The organism is Scandinavium goeteborgense, assembly GCF_003935895.2.
GTDB classification, from domain to species: domain Bacteria; phylum Pseudomonadota; class Gammaproteobacteria; order Enterobacterales; family Enterobacteriaceae; genus Scandinavium; species Scandinavium goeteborgense.
This window is the reverse complement of the sequence record NZ_CP054058.1, coordinates 347,147-366,185: the sequence shown is the minus strand read 5'-3', so window position 1 is coordinate 366,185 and position 19,039 is coordinate 347,147. Positions and strand designations below refer to the sequence as shown.

Below are 19,039 nucleotides of genomic sequence, written 5' to 3'. Positions count from 1 at the left end.
AAGAAATATACAACGATCTCTGTTACCAGGTGAGTTGTCCGGGATGCTGGATCGTGAGTCTGACGAAGTCATTATAGCTAACCCTGACGACACCGCTCGAAATTTGACCAGTGAGACCGCGAGCCTCAATGTCCTCTTCTAACGCATACAGAGTTATGGGGGCGGCGCGGAGAATATCAAGGAAGCGGCTACCGTCCAGGGCAGCAATGACGCCGTCTGACAGCAACAGCAGGTCATCGCCCGGGCGGACTAAACGAAGCTGGGCGCTGATGTCATGTTGCCAGGGAGAGTGGCTAAGAGTATGCAGCATCGTTACCTCAGAATCGCAAAATCACATCGTAATCATCGAGTCGCTGACGGAGCAAATCGGGCTCCAGAATTTCTGACTCAATAATAAAAGAAGATTCACTTAAACCGCGCTCGCGTAGAGAAGCGGCACATAACCAGCAGTTTTCGATGTCATAAAGCGCCATCAACTTAAAAGTGGGAATGTAGTCGCGCGCCAGAATTGTCGCAGGATGCTGGTTGCTGAGAAGCTGGAACACGCCGTCTCCGACAAAAAAGACGCCAATCTCTTCTGTCAGTGCCGAAGTCGCCAGCAGCGCATCAAGCCCTTCCCTGCCAGCACTGCTACCGTGCGGGGCAGTCATAAAGACAAAGGCTACGCGTTTCATCAGAATTGCACCATTCGATCGCAGGTCAAGGAGGCTTCTGCCAGCGCGCCCAGCCCACTTAACGTGAAGCCAGGCTGCAGGTTGAAACCAGCCAAATCGAGCTGTTTCGCTTCGGTTTCATCGGTCACTCCCCGGCGTAACGCCGCGGCGACACAGATATGCAGCGCCACACCATGCAATTCATGCAGAGACTGCCAGGCCCGCACCACATCAAACTCATCGTTTGCGGGCGCGGTAAGCTGGTTGGCGTTGTAAACCCCTTCGCGATAGAAGAACACGCTCATGAGTTCATGTCCTTCTGCCAGCACCGCGTTCGCAAATTGCCATGCGCTGCTGGACTGTTGTGTACCGTAGGCGGGGCCCGTTACCATCAGGGCAAAACGCATTACTTATCTTGCCCCTGGAAATCGCCACTTTTGAACTGGCGGATGTAGAGGTAGACGGTGTGTTTGGAGATATTCAAACGATCGGCGACCTGGTTAATAGCGTCTTTGATATCGAAGATCCCTTTTTCGTAAAGGTTAAGCACGATCTGGCGATTTTTGGCGTTGTTAGAAACGTTGCGATCGGCGTTGACCTCTTCGATGGTGAATTCCAGCGTCTGAGTCACGAGGTCTTCCACGGAGGAAGCAAAGTTCACCTGGGAGTTCACTTCCGGGATTTCCGGTGGAATAAAGGTGCCCATGATTTGCGAGAACGGGACATCAAGGTTCATGTTGATACACAGCAGCCCAATCACACGCTGTTCACGGTTGCGGATGGCAATAGTGACCGACTTCATCAGCACGCCACTTTTCGCGCGAGTGAAATAGCATTTGGAAACGCTACTGTCCGCACCGGTCATGTCATGAAGCATGCGCAGCGCTAAATCAGTAATAGGAGAGCCGATTTTACGGCCGGTGTGTTCACCGTTGGCAATACGGATGGCGGAACATTTGAGATCCTGCAAAGAGTGCAGCACGATTTCGCAATGGGAGCCAATGAGCATCGCTAACCCGTCCACAACCGCTTCGTAAGATTTCAGAATATCAAAATCGGTCTGGTCGAAAGGACGTTGATCCAGTAAATCAAGCTCACTGGTTTCGTTGGTTAAAAGCGACCTGGACATGAAAAAAAGCACTCCTTTTCAGGAGCCTGTCGTTAGTTGTCAGGGCAGGCTCATTATCATCATCAAAATTGAGGCATCTAAAGTAATACGCGTACTTAGCGCTTTCCAGTCTTAATTATATTGCGCCCAATAAAAAACCGCCGCCCTTTCGGACGGCGGCTTTCAAAACACTTATTTCTTACTGGTGTCAGCTGCAGCTTTGTCGTCTGCGGCAGCAGCCGGAGCGGCTTCTGCTTTCGGAGCTGGTTTGATGTCAAGCAGCTCAACATCGAAGACCAGCGTGGAGTTAGCCGGAATACCCGGAACGCCAGTTTTGCCGTAAGCCAGATCCGGTGGAATGACCAGCTTGATCTTGCCGCCTTTCTTGATGTTTTTCAGGCCTTCAGTCCAGCCAGGGATTACACCGTCCAGACGGAATGACAGCGGCTCGCCACGGGTGTAAGAGTTATCGAACTCTTTACCGTCGATCAGCGTACCTTTGTAGTTTACCACTACGGTGTCGCTGTCTTTCGGCGCGTCGCCGGTCCCTTCTTTCTCTACTTTATACATCAGACCAGTAGAAGAGGTTTTCACGCCTTTTTCTTTGGCGAAGGTATCGCGGAAGGTTTTGCCTTTCGCTTCGTTATCAGTCGCGTCTTTTTCCATTTTCTGCTGTGCAGCAGTTTTTACGCGAGTCTCGAAAGTCTGCAGAGTCTGCTCGATTTCCTGATCGGACAGTTTGCTCTTATCTGCAAACGCATCCTGAACGCCTGCGATCAGCTGAGCTTTATCCAGTTTGATGCCCAGTTTTTCCTGTTCTTTCAGAGAATTTTCCATGTAACGACCGAGCGATGCACCCAGTGCATAAGCAGATTGCTGGTCGTCGTTTTTGAATGCAGCATTGAGGCTAGCCGGTGCGGCTTTAGCAGCGTCAGCAGCTGGAGCTGTTTTTGCAGCAGCATCTGCGGCAAAAGTCAGCGGTGCATTCAGGGCAACGGCCATTGTTGTCGCCAGAAGCGTTACTTTAAACAGTGATTTCATCCATTTCTCCAGGGCCGGGGCATCTCACCCCAGGGTTTATTAAATGAGTAGCGTACTATAAATCGTTGTCGAACAAATCAACATACGAACGCTCTGTAATCTCGAATCTTTTAAGACTATTTTTGTGTAAATAAGTTTCGTTAGACTCGTTATGTGGCTGCACGCGTAGGAAAAGTCCAGTAGAATCCGCCGCAGATGACATATGAGGTGAATCATGAGCGAGATAACATTAGAAGCGCGTCTGGCAGAGCTTGAGAGCCGAGTGGCGTTTCAGGAAATCACCATTGAAGACCTCAACCAGACGGTGACCTCCCACGAGATGGAAATGGCCAAAATGCGTGACAACATGCGCCTGATGGTTGAAAAACTGAAGTCCAGCCAACCGTCACACATGGCGTCACAGACCGAAGAAACTCCACCGCCACATTACTGATATAAAACATCAGGATGAAAAAAAAGCGTGCCATGCACGCTTTTTTATTATCACCCTAAGTGGATGATCAGTGGCAACCGCAGCCGCCGTTACCGCCACAACCGCCTTTACCCTGTTCCTGGTCGCCGTGATCGTGACCGTGGCCGCCGCAGCAACCGCCTTCATGGTCGTGATCGTGGTGATGGTCGTGCGCACCGTGAACGTGGCCATGAGCCAGTTCTTCTTCGGTTGCTTCACGCAGCGCAATGACTTCAACATGGAATTTCAGGTTCTGGCCAGCCAGCATGTGGTTACCGTCGACAACGACATGGTCGTCTTCAACTTCGGTGATTTCAACCGGAACCGGGCCCTGGTCTGTTTCAGCCAGGAAACGCATGCCAACCTGCAGCTCTTCAACGCCCATGAAGACGTCTTTCGGTACGCGCTGTACCAGGTTTTCATCGTACTGACCGTAAGCGTCGTTCGCGCCAACTTCAACGTCAAACTTATCGCCTACTTCGTGATCTTCCAGCGCTTTTTCCAGGCCAGAGATCAGGGAACCGTGACCATGCAGGTAGTCGAGCGGCGCACTTACCGGAGACTCATCAACCAATACACCGTCTTCTGTACGTACCTGATAGGCCAGGCTAACCACCAGGTCTTTTGCTACTTTCATGATATCTCCTGAGCATGGGAAGAATAGTGGCGCAGATTGTAGCGGAATTCTGCACCCGTGTACCCCTTAGCTTAAAAAAAGACAGCGGAGATCGCTACTCTGGATGAAAAATACCAATCACCTGTTCGTCTTTGCGAACGTGCTCGCGAGCCTGCTTATCCGCCTCTCGCATCTGGTGACCGCACTTAACACATTCAACAATATCGACATTGTTCTCGCGCCAGATTGCCAGTGAATCCTGCGCCTGACACGCCGGGCATTTTGCCCCGGCGATAAAACGTTTACGGACTGCCATTTTTCACCTTCTATTCAAATTCGTCCCAGCCATCCAGCTGGCGTCGTTCCTGCTGCATTTCGCGTTGGAAAATCTCTTCCAGCTCGCGCCGGGCTTCCCGCACACGGGAAATTTGCTGGGTATCGCTATGGACCGGCATCAGTTCACGCAACATGCGCATATCCAGACGTCGGAAGTGAAGCTGCGCACGATGCGCCTGATGCGGATGCACCCCGAGCGTGATGAGCGCTTTGCGCCCCAGTTCCAGCGCACTGGAAAAGGTCTCACGAGAGAACTGTTTCACGCCCGCCTGTAAAAGTTCATGCGCTTCCACACGGCCACGCGCACGGGCCAAAATGTGCAGATGCGGGAAGTGCTGCTGGCAAATTTCCACCAGCTTCATGGTGTCTTCCGGTCCGTTACAGGTGATAACGATCGACTGCGCCTCTTCCGCGCCTGCCGAACGCAGAAGTTCAATCTGCGTGGCATCGCCGTAATACACTTTATACCCATATTTACGCATCAGGTTAACCGCGCTGATGTCGCGTTCCAGCACGGTGATGCGCATCTTATTGGCCATCAGCAAACGACCAATAACCTGCCCAAAACGGCCGAATCCGACCACAATCACCTGCGGTTTATCATCTTCCACCCACGGCGTTTCGTCTTCTTCTTCCGGGCTATTAATGCGGCGAGAAAGCACCTTATCGACGATTTTCATCAGTAGCGGCGTGGTCATCATCGACATCGTCACCGTCACCAACAGCAGCGCCATCTGGTCATGGTGGAACATTCGCTGCGACGATGCGGCAGAAAACAGCACAAAGGCAAATTCCCCACCCTGGCTTAGCACCACGGAAAACTGCATCCGCTCTGAACTGCGCAGGCCGTAGATCCGGGCCAGCGCGTAAAGCACCAGCGATTTCACCGCCACCAGCACAATCACACCGACCAGCACCAGCAAGATATGGGTATACAAAATCCCAAGATTCAGTGCCATGCCGACGGAGATAAAGAACAGTCCCAGGAGCAGGCCCTTGAACGGCTCAATGGCGATTTCCAGTTCGTGCCGGTACTCACTTTCCGCCAACAACACACCAGCGAGAAACGTACCGAGCGCCATCGACAGGCCCAGGGCATCCATAAACAGGGCCGAACCCAGCACCAACAGTAGCGTCGCCGCGGTGAACACTTCACGCACGCCGGAGCCCGCAATATAGCGGAACACCGGGCGCAGCAGATAACGTCCGCCAATCAGCACGCCGACAAACGCCAGCACCTTCATGCCGATTTTGATCCAGTCCGGATGTTCGTCACCGGCCCCCGCCAGCAGCGGCACCAGCGCTAACGCCGGGATCACCGCTAAGTCCTGGAACAGTAGCACCGAAAAGCCCAGCTGACCGGACTCGTTGCGGTTCATACCTTTCTCGCGCATGAGCTGCAACGCCATCGCCGTCGAAGACATCGCCAGCCCAATCCCGCCGACCACCGCCGCCTGCCAGGAGAAGTTGGTCAGCATCAGCAAGCCGGTGAGGATCGCCGCACTCAAAAGAACCTGCGCCGCACCCACTCCAAATATGGATTGCCGCAGCTGCCAAAGTTTGGAGGGATTCAGCTCCAGCCCGATGATGAACATCAGGAACACCACGCCGAGCTCGGAGAAATGAAGAATTTCATCGACGTCGCTGATAAAGCCCAGGCCCCACGGGCCGATGGCGATCCCCGCCAACAAATAGCCCAATACCGGACCAATACCTATACGTGAGGCCAGCGGCACCGCGGCAACGGCGGCAAACAGGAACAGCACGCCCGCTAGCAGCAAATCCGTTCCTTCCATTAGCGACCTCCTGGAGTGATAGGGTTCGCCAGCCAGTCGCCATAAGCTCTGGCATGGCTCGCCAACGCTTCTGGCGGCTGCCGACGCGCCCAGTAAACAATAATCGGATTCATCCAGTGCATGCGGCACATCGCGGCCGTCAGCTCAAAAGGGCGCAAAACGTCGCTCATCGAATAGCGATTGAGGGAGTCGTGGCGATACGCACTTTCCGGCTCGCCGGTGGTTATCACGCTACGCCAGTACTTTCCCGCGAGGTGATTCCCTCCAGGACCGCTGGCGAAACCGCGACTCAGAACGCGATCGAGCCACTCTTTCAACAGAGCCGGGCAGCTATAGGTATAAAGCGGATGCTGGAACACGATAACGTCATGCTCCTGGAGCAGCTTTTGCTCGCGCGGTATGTCGATAAAAAAATCAGGGTAGTGCGCGTACAAATCATGTACGGTCACGTTTTCAAGCTGTTGAGCCGGCTTAAGCAAAACCCGGTTGGCCACCGAGTCTTGAGATTCCGGATGGGCATACAGCAGCAAAACTTTTGCTGTTTCTGACATCATTCCCCTCCCGGTCAATGAGCAGACAGGCCATTTCGCATCTCATCTGAAGAGATGCGCCTGAATGCTTTTGTCTATCGTTGTTGTTTTGGGCTACCATTGCCGCCCGGTGTAGCGTTGGGTTCACCACACTACATTATCATAATGACAAATTAACATAGTCAGAACATACGGCGCCTTATGATTGTTTTCTCCTCGTTACAAATTCGTCGCGGCGTGCGTGTCCTGCTGGATAACGCCACAGCCACTATTAACCCTGGGCAAAAAGTGGGTCTGGTGGGAAAAAACGGCTGCGGCAAATCCACGCTGCTGTCGCTACTAAAGAACGAGATCAGCGCCGATGGCGGCAGTTTCACCTATCCGGGAAACTGGCAGCTGGCGTGGGTGAATCAGGAAACCCCTGCCCTCCCTCAGCCCGCTCTCGACTATGTGATTGATGGCGACCGCGAATATCGTCAGCTTGAAGCCGAACTGAATGCGGCCAACGAGCGTAACGACGGTCACGCAATCGCCACCGTACACGGCAAACTGGATGCCATTGATGCGTGGACCATTCGCGCCCGCGCCTCCAGCCTGCTGCATGGTCTGGGCTTCAGCAATGAACAGCTCGAGCGCCCAACCAGCTCCTTCTCCGGCGGCTGGCGTATGCGTCTCAACCTGGCCCAGGCGCTGATATGCCGTTCTGATCTGCTACTGCTCGATGAACCGACGAACCACCTCGATCTCGACGCCGTTATCTGGCTGGAGAGATGGCTGAAAAGCTATCAGGGCACGCTGATCCTGATTTCCCATGACCGCGATTTCCTCGACCCGGTGGTCGGTAAAATTATTCACATCGAACAACAGGCGATGTTTGAGTACACCGGCAACTACTCCTCGTTTGAGATCCAGCGCGCAACTCGCCTGTCTCAGCAGCAGTCGATGTACGAAAGCCAGCAGCAAAAAGTGGCTCACTTGCAGAGCTTTATTGATCGCTTTAAAGCGAAAGCGTCTAAAGCCAAACAGGCCCAAAGCCGTGTGAAGATGCTGGAACGCATGGAGCTGATTGCTCCGGCGCATGTCGATAACCCATTCCAGTTCAGCTTCCGCGAACCGGAAAGCCTGCCCAATCCATTACTCAAAATGGAAAAAGTCAGCGCGGGCTACGGCGATCGCACCATTCTGGATTCGATTAAACTCAATCTCGTCCCCGGCTCGCGCATTGGCTTGTTGGGTCGGAACGGCGCGGGTAAATCGACGCTGATTAAACTGCTGGCCGGCGAACTGGAAGCCCAGAGCGGTGAGATGGGTCTGGCGAAGGGGATTAAACTCGGCTACTTCGCCCAGCATCAGCTGGAGTTTTTACGCGCCGACGAATCGCCGTTGCAGCATCTGGTGCGTCTGGCGCCGCAGGTGCTGGAACAACAGCTGCGCGATTATCTCGGCGGCTTTGGTTTCCAGGGCGATAAGGTCAGCGAAGAAACGCGTCGCTTCTCCGGCGGTGAAAAAGCCCGTCTGGTACTGGCGCTAGTCGTCTGGCAGCGCCCGAACCTGCTGCTGCTCGATGAACCAACGAACCACCTGGATCTCGACATGCGCCAGGCGCTGACTGAAGCGCTGATTGAATTCGAAGGCGCGCTGGTTGTGGTTTCGCACGACCGTCACCTACTGCGCTCCACCACCGACGATCTGTATCTTGTTCACGATGCGAAAGTGGAACCTTTCGATGGCGATCTGGAAGATTATCAGCAATGGCTGAGCGATGTTCAGAAGCAGGAAAGTCAGAACGACGACGCGCCAAAAGACAACGCCAACAGCGCTCAGGCGCGTAAAGATCAGAAACGTCGTGACGCGGAACTGCGCACCCTGACGCAGCCGCTGCGCAAAGAGATTACCCGTCTGGAAAAAGAGATGGAAAAGCTCAATACCAAGCTTGCTGCGGCAGAAGAAAAACTCGGCGACAGTGGGCTGTACGATCAGGCACGCAAAGCGGAACTCACCGAGTGCCTGCAACAGCAGGCCACGGCGAAATCTGGGCTGGAAGAGTGCGAAATGGCGTGGCTGGATGCGCAAGAACAGCTGGAACAGATGCTTCAGGAAGAGTGATTTAACTCAACGCAAGCGCACTGCGGCTCATTTTCATAAACACAAATCCGTCATGGCGGTATAGTAGGCACGTTTTTCACCTGGCAGCGTAACGGTATGGCTCAGATCACCCCAGTAGACTTTGAAGTACCTTCAGAAAATGACGACACGTTTGTGCCGATGAAAGGCGTGCGCAACTGCCATTTGCAGACCATGCTGCCGCGTCTCATCCGTCGCAAAGTCTTGTTCACCCCGCACTGGCAGCGTCTTGAGCTTCCGGACGGGGATTTTGTCGATCTGGCGTGGAGTGAAGATCCGAATCAGGCGCGGCATAAGCCTCGCCTCGTCGTTTTTCACGGTCTGGAAGGCAGCCTCTACAGCCCGTATGCGCACGGCCTGATCCACGCGGCGCAGCAGCGCGGCTGGCTCGGCGTGGTGATGCATTTCCGTGGGTGCAGCGGCGAACCAAACCGTAATCAGCGTATCTACCATTCCGGCGAAACGGAAGACGGCACCTGGTTCCTTTCCTGGTTGCGCCGCGAATTTGGCGAAGTGCCGACGGCCGCCGTGGGCTATTCGCTCGGCGGTAACATGCTAGGTTGCCTGCTGGCGAAAGAAGGTGACAACACGCCGCTCGACGCGGCCGTCATTGTCTCTGCTCCGTTCATGCTCGAAGCCTGCAGCTATCATATGGATAAAGGCTTTTCCCGCGTGTATCAGCGCTATCTACTAAATCTGCTGAAAGCCAATGCGTCTCGTAAACTGAAGGCGTATCCTGGAACGTTGCCCGTCGATTTGAAACGCCTTAAAAGCGTGCGCCGTATTCGCGAGTTTGACGATCTGGTCACCTCAAAAATCCACGGTTATGCCGACGCGATTGATTACTACCGTCAGTGCAGCGCGATGCCGGTGCTGAGCCAGATAACCAAACCGACGTTAATCATTCACGCCAAAGATGACCCGTTTATGGATCATCACTCGATTCCGGCTCAGAAAGAGCTTCCGGCCAATATTCAGTACCAGTTGACGGAGTACGGTGGTCACGTCGGTTTTGTCGGCGGCACGCTGCGTCACCCCGAAATGTGGCTGGAGAAACGCATTCCCGCCTGGCTCACTCGCTGGTTAGGATCCTCGTTATGATCATTCCCTGGCAAGATCTGGCTCCCGAAACGCTCGATAGCCTGATTGAAAGCTTTGTATTGCGCGAAGGCACCGATTATGGTGAACATGAACGTTCGCTTGAAGACAAGGTCGCCGACGTAAAACAACAATTGAAAAGCGGGGATGTCGTTCTGGTGTGGTCCGAACTACACGAGACGGTCAACATCATGCCCCGTAACCAATTCCACGGCTGACTATAATAAAAACCATTGCTTATGCAGGGAGTCGTTAGCTATGTCTGCCAAACATCCGGTGATCGCCGTGACCGGCTCCAGCGGGGCGGGAACCACCACTACCAGCCTCGCCTTCCGTAAAATCTTTGCTCAACTCAATCTCACTGCCGCCGAAGTAGAAGGCGACAGCTTCCACCGTTACACGCGTCCTGAAATGGACATGGCTATCCGCAAAGCACGCGATATGGGTCGTCACATCAGCTATTTTGGGCCTGATGCCAACGACTTTGGCCTGTTGGAAAATACCTTTATGACCTACGGTCAGAACGGAAGCGGGCAGTCGCGCAAGTATTTACACACCTATGACGAAGCCGTGCCGTGGAATCAGGTGCCGGGCACCTTCACGCCGTGGCAGCCTCTGCCGGAACCGACCGACGTGTTGTTTTATGAAGGCCTGCACGGCGGCGTCGTGACCCCGCAAAATGATGTCGCGAAACACGTCGATTTACTGGTGGGCGTGGTGCCGATTGTGAACCTGGAGTGGATTCAGAAGCTGACCCGCGATACCAGCGAGCGCGGCCATTCACGCGAAGCGGTGATGGATTCAGTAGTGCGGTCGATGGAAGATTACATCAACTACATCACACCGCAGTTCTCCCGGACGCATATCAACTTCCAGCGCGTGCCGACCGTCGACACCTCCAACCCGTTTGCGGCAAAAGGCATTCCGTCACTGGATGAAAGCTTTGTCGTCATCCATTTCCAGAACTTGGGCGATATAGATTTCCCCTGGCTGTTGGCGATGTTGCAGGGCTCGTTTATTTCGCACATGAATACATTAGTGGTGCCGGGCGGGAAAATGGTACTGGCGATGGAGTTGATTATGTCCCCGCTGGTCGAGCGGCTGATGGAAGGCAAGAAAATCGGTTAACGTTTTTGCCGTAGGGCGGGTAAGCGAAGCGCCACCCGCCACATCATCACGCTTCGATCACTTCATACGAATGGGTAATTTTCGCCGCTTTTTCCAGCATCAACGCGACAGAGCAGTATTTCTCCGCAGACAAATCCACCGCACGCGACACCGCCGCGTCTTTCAGGTCTTTACCGGTCACAATGAAGTGCAGATTAATGTGGGTGAACAAACGCGGTGCTTCTTCACGACGCTCGGACGTCAGTTTCACTTCGCAGTCGGTTACGTCATGACGGCCTTTCTGCAGAATGGACACCACGTCAATCGCGCTGCAACCGCCCGCGGCCATCAGCACCATTTCCATCGGGCTTGGGGCTTTATCGCCAGAGTTACCATCCATCATAACCTGGTGGCCAGAAGCTGACTCACCCAGGAAGGTTAACCCTTCAACCCATTTCACACGCGCTTGCATAATTGTTAACTCCAGAGTTGCATTTTTCCTGACAGATTACGCGCCCATAACAATTCTCGCAACGGAAGGCGATGCGCATCATGCTGAAGCGAGACACCAGGAGACAGGCGACAAAAGCTATGCTAAAACAGTCGGGCTGCTACAGTAATACATTGAAGTAATACGTGTATGCAGAGAACATCACATTACAGGCTGCAGTAAAATCCGACAGCCGACTTCCCAGGCACAGGGAAGGATACGATTGCAAAGCCAGTGGCAGTGTCGTGTCTGCCATTGGAGACAGCTTATAACAGAGGATAACCGCGCATGGTGCTTGGCAAACCGCAAACAGACCCTACCCTTGAATGGTTCTTGTCTCATTGCCATATTCATAAGTACCCATCGAAGAGCACGCTGATTCACCAGGGTGAAAAAGCAGAAACGCTGTACTACATCGTGAAAGGTTCTGTTGCAGTACTCATCAAGGATGAAGAAGGTAAAGAGATGATCCTCTCTTACCTCAACCAGGGCGATTTTATCGGTGAGCTTGGCCTGTTCGAAGAAGGTCAGGAGCGTAGTGCCTGGGTTCGGGCGAAAACCGCTTGTGAAGTGGCAGAAATTTCTTATAAAAAATTCCGTCAGCTTATCCAGGTGAACCCGGATATCCTGATGCGCCTCTCTTCTCAGATGGCAAATCGTCTGCAGGTCACCTCTGAAAAAGTAGGCAACCTGGCATTCCTCGACGTCACCGGCCGTATCGCGCAGACTCTGCTGAATCTGGCGAAACAACCTGATGCAATGACCCACCCGGACGGTATGCAAATTAAAATTACCCGTCAGGAAATCGGTCAGATCGTCGGCTGCTCCCGCGAAACTGTTGGCCGTATTCTGAAAATGCTGGAAGATCAGAATCTGATCTCCGCCCACGGTAAAACTATCGTGGTTTACGGTACCCGCTAAGCTAGCTGAACGGCGTATTGCCCCGCAGTACGCCGTTTTTGTCTCTTCCCTGATGTGGCGCAGGCTGATTTATCACCCGGAAATTAACTATGCACTGCGGCAAACGCTGGTGTTATGTACCCCCGTGGCTATCGGTTTGGTGCTCGGTTACCTCAAGTACGGTCTGCTGTTCTCGTTAGTTCCCGCCTGCTGCAATATCGCCGGGCTGGATACCCCACATAAACGTTTCTTCAAACGCCTGATCATTGGCGGCTCGCTGTTTGCGGGCTGTAGCCTCGCGGTTCAACTGCTGCTGGCGCACACCGTGCCTTTACCGCTGATTCTTACCGGGCTGGCGCTGATTCTCGGTGTCACCGCAGAAATCAGCTCGCTTCACGCCCGTCTGCTGCCCGCCTCGCTCATTGCGGCCATCTTTACGCTCAGTCTGGCGGGGAATATGCCGGTCTGGGAACCGCTGCTCATCTACGCCCTCGGCACGCTATGGTATGGCTTATTCAACTGGTTCTGGTTCTGGATGTGGCGCGAACAGCCGCTGCGTGAATCCCTGAGCCTGCTGTATCGGCAACTGGCCGATTACTGTGAAGCTAAGTACAGCCTGCTGACTCAGCACACCGATCCGGAAAAAGCGCTGCCACCGTTGCTCACCCGCCAGCAGAAAGCCGTCGACCTGATTACCCAGTGTTACCAGCAAATGCACATGCTGGCCGCCAATCAGAATCACGAATATAAACGCCTGCTGCGCGCCTTCCAGATTGGCCTCGATTTGCAGGAGCATATTTCCGTCAGTCTGCATCAGCCCGCCGAAGTCCAAAAACTGGTGGAACGCAGCCACGCCGAAGCGGTGATCCGCTGGAATGCGCAGACCATTGCGGCGCGCCTGCGTGTGATGGCGGACGACATTCTCTACCACCGCTTTCCGCAGCGTTTCACCATGGACAAGCAGATTGGCGCGCTGGAAAAAATCGCACGTCAGCATCCGGACAACCCGGTCGGGCAGTTCTGCGCCTGGCACTTCAGTCGAATCGCCCGCGTACTGCGCCAACAGCGGCCGCTCTACCCACGCGACCTGATGGCCGATAATGAACGTCGCCTGCCGCTGTTTGCTGCGCTGAAAAGCTATCTGTCGCTAAAATCTCCGGCGTTGCGCAGTGCGGCGCGAATCAGCGTCATGCTGAGCATCGCCAGCCTGATGGGTGCGGCGCTGCATCTGCCCAAACCGTACTGGATCCTGATGACCGTCCTGCTGGTGACGCAAAACGGCTACGGCGCAACGCGGGTCAGGATTTTCCACCGGGCCGCGGGCACGCTGGCGGGGCTGGTGATCGCCGCAGGCACACTGCACTTTCACGTGCCGGAAGGCTACACACTGGCGTCAATGTTAGTCATCACCCTGGCGAGCTACCTGATCATTCGCAAGAGCTACGGCTGGGCAACGGTCGGCTTTACGGTCACCGCGGTGTACACCATCCAGCTGCTGACCCTGAACGGCGAGCATTTCATTCTGGCCCGTTTTGTCGACACGGTGATTGGCTGTCTGATTGCCTTCGGCGGGATGGTCTGGCTCTGGCCGCAGTGGCAAAGCGGGCTGTTACGCAAAAATGCCCAGCAAGCGCTGGAGGCAGATCAAGAGGCAATCCGGCTGATCCTCAGCAACGATCCCCAGGCTCCTACGCTGGCCTATCAACGTATGCGGGTGAATCAGGCGCATAACGCGCTGTTTAACTCACTGAATCAGGCGATGCAGGAGCCCGGCTTTAACTCGCATTATCTGGCAGACATGAAGCTGTGGGTCACGCACAGCCAGTTTATCGTCGAGCATATTAATGCGATGACCACGCTGGCGCGTGAGCACAACATGCTGACTGAGGATTTGGCCGAACGTTATTTGCAGTCCTGTGAAATTGCATTGCAGCGCTGCCAGCAGCGACTGGAGTATGACGAGCCGGGAGGAAGTGGTGATGCGAACATCATGGAGTCACCGGAGGCGCTCTCCCACGGGCCGCTAAGCACCGTGGAACAGCATTTACAACGCATTCTGGGCCATCTGAATTCGATGCACACTATCTCGTCAGTGGCCTGGCGCCAGCGCCCGCATCACGGCAGCTGGCTTAAACGTCGGGCATAAGCGGTCAGCCGACGACCTTCTTCACCGCCGCCGCAAAGCGCGTCATCCCTTCATCGATATCTGCGTCTTCCACCACCAGCGACGGCGCAAAGCGCATCACGTCAGGCCCAGCGTTCAACACCATCACGCCCTCATGAGCCGCAGCGTGCAGGAAATCGCGTGCGCGGCCCTTGTACTGCGGTTTCAGCTCGGCACCAATCAGCAGCCCCATGCCGCGAACATCGCTGAACACGTCGAGTTCCGCGTCAATATTCTGCAAATGCTTCACAAAACGTTCGCGTTTGGCGTTCACGCCGCCCAGAACTTCCGGCGTGTTGATGATATCAAATGCCGCACCGGCTACCGCACACGCCAGCGGATTCCCGCCGTAGGTCGAGCCGTGAGAACCGACGTGGAACGCGCTGGCAATCTCTTCCGTGGTCAGCACCACGCTCACCGGGAAGCCGCCGCCCAACGCTTTAGCACTGGTCAGGATATCCGGCGTCACGCCATAATGCTGGTAGGCGAACAGCGACCCGGTACGCCCCATGCCGCTCTGCACTTCGTCAAAGACCAACAGCGCCTGGTGTTCATCACACAGTTCACGCAGCCCTTTAAGGAATTCCGGGGTCGCGGCCAGCACGCCGCCTTCCCCCTGGATGGGCTCAACCACTACCGCACAGGTGTGATCATCCATCACGGCTTTCACCGCATTAAGATCGTTGAACGGAACGTGGATGATATCCGCAGGTTTTGGCCCAAAGCCGTCGGAATATTTTGCCTGTCCGCCTACGGAAACCGTGAAGAAGGAACGGCCGTGGAACGCATTGTTGAAGGCGATGATTTTGGTTTTATACGGGCTGTGGCGCGTGGAGGCGTAGTAGCGCGCCAGTTTGAAAGCAGTTTCGTTGGCTTCGGTACCAGAGTTCATGAACACCACGCGCTCGGCAAACGTCGCAGTCACCAGCTTACGCCCCAGCTTCAACGCCGGTTCGTTGGTAAACACATTGCTGGTGTGCCACAGGGTTTCGCCCTGGCTTTTCAGCGCATCGACCAGCGCCGGGTGGCAATGCCCCAACGCGGTGACCGCAATTCCCCCGGCAAAATCAACGTACTCGTTGCCCTGCTGATCCCACACCCGGCAGCCCTTCCCCTTTACCGGAATAAACTCCGCCGGGGCATAAATGGGCAGGATCACTTCATCAAATGTGGCACGGGTAATTGCAGCCTGTTCAGTCGCCATGACAATCCTCTTACGCAGCAATGATTAATGAAAATATAATCACGAAATATGCATAATAAATCACATCATGGCAAGATGAATTATCGCTTGAGGAAGTTTTCCAGCAGTAGATGCCCCTGCTCGCTGAGGATGCTTTCCGGGTGAAACTGCACCCCTTCCAGGTCCCATTCGCGATGGCGAATCCCCATAATTTCACCGGTTTCGCTCAGCGCGGTAATTTCAAATTCTGCAGGCAGCGTAGGTGGGTCAATGACCAGAGAGTGATAGCGCGTAACGGTGAGAGGATTATTCAGTCCGGCGAATACGCCAGTGCCAGTGTGCGTCACCGGAGAGGTTTTGCCATGCATGACTTTTGCCGCCCGCACGATGGTGGCGCCGAAGACCTGCGCGATGGCCTGATGACCGAGGCAAACGCCGAAAATGGGGGTTTCACCCGCGTAACGGCGAATCACCTCAAGTGAAATCCCGGACTCGTCCGGCGTGCAGGGGCCTGGGGAAATCACGATTTTAGCCGGAGACAACCGGGCGATTTCATCCAGCGTGATGTCATCGTTACGCCTGACCAGCACCTCGGCACCCAGCTCGCAAAAGTACTGGTAAAGGTTCCAGGTGAACGAATCGTAGTTATCAATAAGCAGGATCATAGCGGCTCCGGTGACAGCAAACCGCGCTATTCTACTCAGTTTCCTGCGCTTCGCTCACCACTTTAGTGAACAGCGTCATCAGCGGCTGTAAATCCCCCAGCGTCCCGCTCTGGTTCGCCTGACTCCAGGTTTGCGGGTCGACGACACTCCAGTCCAGCACATAACCCGCATGTATCGACAGCTGCTCGAAGAACACGCGCTGTGCCCGGCCACTGCCGACGAAGAACGGATGAAGCACATTGATTTCACAGTAATAGTGCGCCAGCCGTTTGATGAACTCATCTTTGGGAAGTGCGACGAGGTAACGCTCATCTTCCAGCGCCTGCATCAGGTCGTTGCCTTCGTTTTCGATGTACTCGAAATGGCAGAAGCGGGTATCGCCCTTGGAAATATCGACCTCGCGCAGTTCACCTGCCCAATCATAAGCATCCTGGAAAAGCTGCTGGTGAATGGCGCATAGCCACGGCAAACCGCGATGCAGCGGGCCAAGCTCAAGCGTGGAGACTCGTTGTGCGAAGAGCGCATCCTGCGCGTGGGGTTCGGGCACGTCCAGCCGACAGCTGGCCTCAAACGAGCGATCACGGCGCTGTTCCCACAGACGGATTTTTTGCTTATCGGTGAGCTTTTTCATCTGGACCTCCCTGACGGTTCCGCTTTTGCCACAAGTATAAGCAGCAATTTCGGGTTACGCAGGGAGTCAGATATAACGCGGGTTGAACGACCCGCGTCAGGAAGGATTAAGGCAGGACTTTCGCTGAGAGGATAACTACCGGTTTTGTCGGCACATTCTGGTAAGGACCGACGTCGTGGGAAGCCACCTGGGAAATTTTATCGGCAACGTCCATGCCTTTCACAACTTTACCAAACACCGCATAACCGAAATCACGCTGGCCGTGGTCGAGGAACGCATTGTCTGCCACGTTGATGAAGAACTGGCTGGTCGCGCTGTCTTTGTCGGCAGTACGTGCCATGGAAACGGTGCCGCGGGTGTTACGCAGGCCGTTGTCGCCTTCATTTTTGATAGGCGGATTAGGCTGTTTCTGCTGCATCTGCTCGGTGAAACCGCCGCCCTGGATCATAAAGCCCGGGATCACTCGATGGAACGTGGTGTTGTTATAGAAACCGCTGTTCACGTAGCTCACGAAGTTCTCAACGGAAATTGGGGCTTTCTGGCTGTTCAGCTCCAGCTCAATATTACCGGCGGAGGTGGTCAGCAATACGTGCGGATCTGCTTTTGCCGCCATGGCAGCAGGTGAGATTGCCGAAATTGCAAGTACAGCCGCGACGGCAGCCAGAGTAGATTTGAGCATGTGAATTCCTTAAACGGGAACGAGAGAGCCTGCGAATCGCTTGATTCTAAAAGGCTCTCGACTCGCAGACCAGCCTTTTACTAAAGTTTACTTAATAGAAACAGTTGTAACCTGGGAGGGAGTGTAAGAGGCATTACAAAAGTGTGACAAACGTCACTTGGTATTATTAATTATTTCATCGTTTTCAGAATAAACATTTGCCTCGGTCACGGTAATGCATAAAATCTGTCCACCCCGCGCATTGTCAATGCGTTTTACAGATCTATTCACAGGCCAGTCATGACTAACAGCAATCGCATCAAGCTCACATGGATCAGCTTTTTCTCCTACGCACTCACCGGCGCGTTGGTGATCGTCACCGGAATGGTGATGGGAAATATCGCCGATTATTTCCACGTACCAGTTTCCAGCATGAGCAACACCTTCACTTTCCTGAACGCCGGGATCCTGATTTCTATCTTCCTCAACGCCTGGCTGATGGAAATCGTACCGCTGAAAACACAGCTGCGTTTCGGCTTTATCCTGATGGTACTAGCCGTCGCCGGTCTGATGACCAGCCATAGCCTCGCATTATTCTCTGCCTCCATGTTCGTTCTGGGGCTGGTCAGCGGGATTACCATGTCCATCGGGACCTTCCTTATCACCCACATGTACGAAGGCCGTCAGCGCGGCGCACGCCTGCTGTTTACCGACTCCTTCTTCAGCATGGCGGGGATGATTTTCCCGATGGTTGCCGCTTACTTACTGGCGCGCAGCATCGAATGGTATTGGGTGTACGCCTGCATCGGTCTGGTGTACGTCGCCATTTTCGTGCTGACTTTCGGCTGTGATTTCCCGGTTCTGGGCAAAAAAGCCGAGCAGAGCGCGCAGCCAGTCGCTAAAGAAAAGTGGGGCATTGGCGTTCTGTTCCTGTCCGTGGCGGCGCTGTGCTACATCCTCGGCCAGCTGGGCTTTATCTCCTGGGTGCCGGAATACGCGAAAAGCCTGGGCATGAGTCTGGGTGATGCGGGCCAGCTGGTGAGTGATTTCTGGATGTCTTACATGTTCGGCATGTGGGCGTTTAGCTTTATCCTGCGTTTCTTCGACCTGCAACGCATTCTGATGGTGCTGGCGGGCATGGCAACCGTACTGATGTATCTGTTCATCAACGGTTCGCCGGAGCACATGCCGTGGTTCATTCTGACCCTGGGCTTCTTCTCCAGCGCCATTTACACCTCGATTATCACCCTCGGCTCGCAGCAAACCAAAGTGGCGTCACCGAAGCTGGTGAACTTCGTCCTGACCTGCGGCACCATCGGCACCATGCTGACCTTCGTGGTCACCGGCCCGATTGTGGCGCACAGCGGCCCACTGGCAGCGCTGCACACCGCGAATGGTCTGTATGCGGTAGTGTTCGTGATGTGCGTGGTACTGGGCTTTGTTAGCCGCCACCGTCAACACAGCACGGCGGCAGCCAGCCACTAAGCT

At 54.5% G+C, this 19,039-nt stretch carries 22 protein-coding genes; 8 read left to right on the top strand and 14 right to left on the bottom strand.

Features of this window, described 5'->3' with window-relative positions:
* Positions 1–22: 22 nt before the first annotated feature.
* The 5 genes from tusB to fkpA form a co-directional block, all read right to left on the bottom strand.
* Positions 23–310, bottom strand: coding sequence for a sulfurtransferase complex subunit TusB (gene tusB, locus A8O29_RS02420; RefSeq protein ID WP_125355793.1), 288 nt, complete (start codon positions 308–310; stop codon positions 23–25).
* A gap of 7 nt (positions 311–317) precedes the next feature.
* Positions 318–674 carry a sulfurtransferase complex subunit TusC gene (gene tusC, locus A8O29_RS02415; RefSeq protein ID WP_125355795.1) on the bottom strand — a complete coding sequence of 119 codons (357 nt, stop codon included), beginning with the start codon at positions 672–674 and terminating at the stop codon, positions 318–320.
* Positions 674–1,060, bottom strand: coding sequence for a sulfurtransferase complex subunit TusD (tusD, locus tag A8O29_RS02410; RefSeq protein ID WP_125355797.1), 387 nt, complete (start codon positions 1,058–1,060; stop codon positions 674–676). Before tusD ends, tusC begins: the two co-directional genes overlap by 1 nt.
* Positions 1,060–1,782: a helix-turn-helix transcriptional regulator gene (locus A8O29_RS02405; protein ID WP_125355799.1), complete on the bottom strand. Its 723-nt coding sequence runs from the start codon at positions 1,780–1,782 to the stop codon at positions 1,060–1,062. Before A8O29_RS02405 ends, tusD begins: the two co-directional genes overlap by 1 nt.
* A 171-nt stretch (positions 1,783–1,953) precedes the next feature.
* Positions 1,954–2,802, bottom strand: a complete 849-nt coding sequence (fkpA, locus tag A8O29_RS02400) for an FKBP-type peptidyl-prolyl cis-trans isomerase (RefSeq protein WP_110511755.1) — start codon at positions 2,800–2,802, stop codon at positions 1,954–1,956.
* 214 nt (positions 2,803–3,016) lie between these two features.
* On the opposite strand from fkpA, the gene A8O29_RS02395 reads away from it, so the two are divergent.
* A complete protein-coding gene (locus A8O29_RS02395) occupies positions 3,017–3,235 on the top strand; it encodes a protein SlyX (protein WP_110511756.1) in 219 nt (72 codons plus the stop codon).
* Positions 3,236–3,302: 67 nt separating this feature from the next.
* Here A8O29_RS02395 and slyD read toward each other — a convergent pair whose 3' ends face one another.
* The 4 genes from slyD to kefG all read right to left on the bottom strand — a co-directional run bounded on the left by slyD (position 3,303) and on the right by kefG (position 6,552).
* A complete protein-coding gene (gene slyD / locus A8O29_RS02390; protein WP_110511757.1) occupies positions 3,303–3,890 on the bottom strand; it encodes a peptidylprolyl isomerase in 588 nt (195 codons plus the stop codon).
* Positions 3,891–3,984: 94 nt separating this feature from the next.
* Positions 3,985–4,185, bottom strand: a complete 201-nt coding sequence (locus A8O29_RS02385; protein ID WP_110511758.1) for a YheV family putative zinc ribbon protein — start codon at positions 4,183–4,185, stop codon at positions 3,985–3,987.
* 10 nt (positions 4,186–4,195) lie between these two features.
* Complete coding sequence (gene kefB, locus A8O29_RS02380; protein ID WP_133461450.1) at positions 4,196–6,001, bottom strand: glutathione-regulated potassium-efflux system protein KefB; 1,806 nt, start codon at positions 5,999–6,001, stop codon at positions 4,196–4,198.
* Entirely contained in the window at positions 6,001–6,552 is a 552-nt protein-coding gene (kefG, locus tag A8O29_RS02375; protein ID WP_166665217.1) for a glutathione-regulated potassium-efflux system ancillary protein KefG, read from the bottom strand. The genes kefB and kefG overlap by 1 nt, the downstream gene beginning before the upstream one ends.
* A gap of 180 nt (positions 6,553–6,732) precedes the next feature.
* Between kefG and A8O29_RS02370 the strand changes: the two genes are divergently transcribed.
* From A8O29_RS02370 to A8O29_RS02355, 4 genes are all read left to right on the top strand, one after another.
* Complete coding sequence (locus A8O29_RS02370) at positions 6,733–8,637, top strand: ABC transporter ATP-binding protein (protein WP_125355172.1); 1,905 nt, start codon at positions 6,733–6,735, stop codon at positions 8,635–8,637.
* A 96-nt stretch (positions 8,638–8,733) separates the two neighbouring features.
* Positions 8,734–9,756 (top strand): hydrolase, encoded by a 1,023-nt coding sequence (locus A8O29_RS02365; RefSeq protein ID WP_125355173.1) that lies wholly within the window; start codon positions 8,734–8,736, stop codon positions 9,754–9,756.
* Positions 9,753–9,971 (top strand): YheU family protein, encoded by a 219-nt coding sequence (locus tag A8O29_RS02360; RefSeq protein WP_125355174.1) that lies wholly within the window; start codon positions 9,753–9,755, stop codon positions 9,969–9,971. Before A8O29_RS02365 ends, A8O29_RS02360 begins: the two co-directional genes overlap by 4 nt.
* A 40-nt stretch (positions 9,972–10,011) precedes the next feature.
* Positions 10,012–10,881, top strand: coding sequence for a phosphoribulokinase (locus A8O29_RS02355; RefSeq protein WP_125355175.1), 870 nt, complete (start codon positions 10,012–10,014; stop codon positions 10,879–10,881).
* Positions 10,882–10,927: 46 nt separating this feature from the next.
* On the opposite strand, the gene A8O29_RS02350 is transcribed toward A8O29_RS02355, so the two are convergent.
* Entirely contained in the window at positions 10,928–11,332 is a 405-nt protein-coding gene (locus tag A8O29_RS02350; protein ID WP_110511765.1) for an OsmC family protein, read from the bottom strand.
* Between the two features lie 306 nt (positions 11,333–11,638).
* Between A8O29_RS02350 and crp the strand changes: the two genes are divergently transcribed.
* Positions 11,639–12,271 (top strand): cAMP-activated global transcriptional regulator CRP, encoded by a 633-nt coding sequence (gene crp, locus A8O29_RS02345; protein WP_110511766.1) that lies wholly within the window; start codon positions 11,639–11,641, stop codon positions 12,269–12,271.
* 52 nt (positions 12,272–12,323) lie between these two features.
* A complete protein-coding gene (locus A8O29_RS02340) occupies positions 12,324–14,396 on the top strand; it encodes a YccS/YhfK family putative transporter (protein ID WP_125355176.1) in 2,073 nt (690 codons plus the stop codon).
* 4 nt (positions 14,397–14,400) lie between these two features.
* Here A8O29_RS02340 and argD read toward each other — a convergent pair whose 3' ends face one another.
* The 4 genes from argD to ppiA all read right to left on the bottom strand — a co-directional run bounded on the left by argD (position 14,401) and on the right by ppiA (position 17,572).
* Complete coding sequence (argD, locus tag A8O29_RS02335; RefSeq protein WP_125355177.1) at positions 14,401–15,618, bottom strand: bifunctional acetylornithine/succinyldiaminopimelate transaminase; 1,218 nt, start codon at positions 15,616–15,618, stop codon at positions 14,401–14,403.
* An 80-nt stretch (positions 15,619–15,698) separates the two neighbouring features.
* A complete protein-coding gene (gene pabA / locus A8O29_RS02330) occupies positions 15,699–16,262 on the bottom strand; it encodes an aminodeoxychorismate synthase component 2 (protein WP_125355178.1) in 564 nt (187 codons plus the stop codon).
* 31 nt (positions 16,263–16,293) lie between these two features.
* The gene (locus A8O29_RS02325) at positions 16,294–16,893 is read right to left on the bottom strand and encodes a putative adenosine monophosphate-protein transferase Fic (RefSeq protein ID WP_125355179.1); all 600 of its coding nucleotides are present in this window, start codon (positions 16,891–16,893) and stop codon (positions 16,294–16,296) included.
* Positions 16,894–16,999: 106 nt separating this feature from the next.
* Positions 17,000–17,572 (bottom strand): peptidylprolyl isomerase A, encoded by a 573-nt coding sequence (gene ppiA / locus A8O29_RS02320; protein WP_110511771.1) that lies wholly within the window; start codon positions 17,570–17,572, stop codon positions 17,000–17,002.
* A 279-nt stretch (positions 17,573–17,851) separates the two neighbouring features.
* Here ppiA and tsgA point away from each other — a divergent pair, with 279 nt between their 5' ends.
* Positions 17,852–19,036, top strand: a complete 1,185-nt coding sequence (gene tsgA, locus A8O29_RS02315; protein ID WP_125355180.1) for an MFS transporter TsgA — start codon at positions 17,852–17,854, stop codon at positions 19,034–19,036.
* Positions 19,037–19,039 lie beyond the last annotated feature (3 nt).

Coding starts and splice junctions, on each gene's coding strand:
- tusB (WP_125355793.1), bottom strand. CDS start 310: ATGCTGCATACTCTTAGCCACTCTCCCTGGCAACATGACATCAGCGCC.
- tusC (WP_125355795.1), bottom strand. CDS start 674: ATGAAACGCGTAGCCTTTGTCTTTATGACTGCCCCGCACGGTAGCAGT.
- tusD (WP_125355797.1), bottom strand. CDS start 1,060: ATGCGTTTTGCCCTGATGGTAACGGGCCCCGCCTACGGTACACAACAG.
- A8O29_RS02405 (WP_125355799.1), bottom strand. CDS start 1,782: ATGTCCAGGTCGCTTTTAACCAACGAAACCAGTGAGCTTGATTTACTG.
- fkpA (WP_110511755.1), bottom strand. CDS start 2,802: ATGAAATCACTGTTTAAAGTAACGCTTCTGGCGACAACAATGGCCGTT.
- A8O29_RS02395 (WP_110511756.1), top strand. CDS start 3,017: ATGAGCGAGATAACATTAGAAGCGCGTCTGGCAGAGCTTGAGAGCCGA.
- slyD (WP_110511757.1), bottom strand. CDS start 3,890: ATGAAAGTAGCAAAAGACCTGGTGGTTAGCCTGGCCTATCAGGTACGT.
- A8O29_RS02385 (WP_110511758.1), bottom strand. CDS start 4,185: ATGGCAGTCCGTAAACGTTTTATCGCCGGGGCAAAATGCCCGGCGTGT.
- kefB (WP_133461450.1), bottom strand. CDS start 6,001: ATGGAAGGAACGGATTTGCTGCTAGCGGGCGTGCTGTTCCTGTTTGCC.
- kefG (WP_166665217.1), bottom strand. CDS start 6,552: ATGTCAGAAACAGCAAAAGTTTTGCTGCTGTATGCCCATCCGGAATCT.
- A8O29_RS02370 (WP_125355172.1), top strand. CDS start 6,733: ATGATTGTTTTCTCCTCGTTACAAATTCGTCGCGGCGTGCGTGTCCTG.
- A8O29_RS02365 (WP_125355173.1), top strand. CDS start 8,734: ATGGCTCAGATCACCCCAGTAGACTTTGAAGTACCTTCAGAAAATGAC.
- A8O29_RS02360 (WP_125355174.1), top strand. CDS start 9,753: ATGATCATTCCCTGGCAAGATCTGGCTCCCGAAACGCTCGATAGCCTG.
- A8O29_RS02355 (WP_125355175.1), top strand. CDS start 10,012: ATGTCTGCCAAACATCCGGTGATCGCCGTGACCGGCTCCAGCGGGGCG.
- A8O29_RS02350 (WP_110511765.1), bottom strand. CDS start 11,332: ATGCAAGCGCGTGTGAAATGGGTTGAAGGGTTAACCTTCCTGGGTGAG.
- crp (WP_110511766.1), top strand. CDS start 11,639: ATGGTGCTTGGCAAACCGCAAACAGACCCTACCCTTGAATGGTTCTTG.
- A8O29_RS02340 (WP_125355176.1), top strand. CDS start 12,324: ATGTGGCGCAGGCTGATTTATCACCCGGAAATTAACTATGCACTGCGG.
- argD (WP_125355177.1), bottom strand. CDS start 15,618: ATGGCGACTGAACAGGCTGCAATTACCCGTGCCACATTTGATGAAGTG.
- pabA (WP_125355178.1), bottom strand. CDS start 16,262: ATGATCCTGCTTATTGATAACTACGATTCGTTCACCTGGAACCTTTAC.
- A8O29_RS02325 (WP_125355179.1), bottom strand. CDS start 16,893: ATGAAAAAGCTCACCGATAAGCAAAAAATCCGTCTGTGGGAACAGCGC.
- ppiA (WP_110511771.1), bottom strand. CDS start 17,572: ATGCTCAAATCTACTCTGGCTGCCGTCGCGGCTGTACTTGCAATTTCG.
- tsgA (WP_125355180.1), top strand. CDS start 17,852: ATGACTAACAGCAATCGCATCAAGCTCACATGGATCAGCTTTTTCTCC.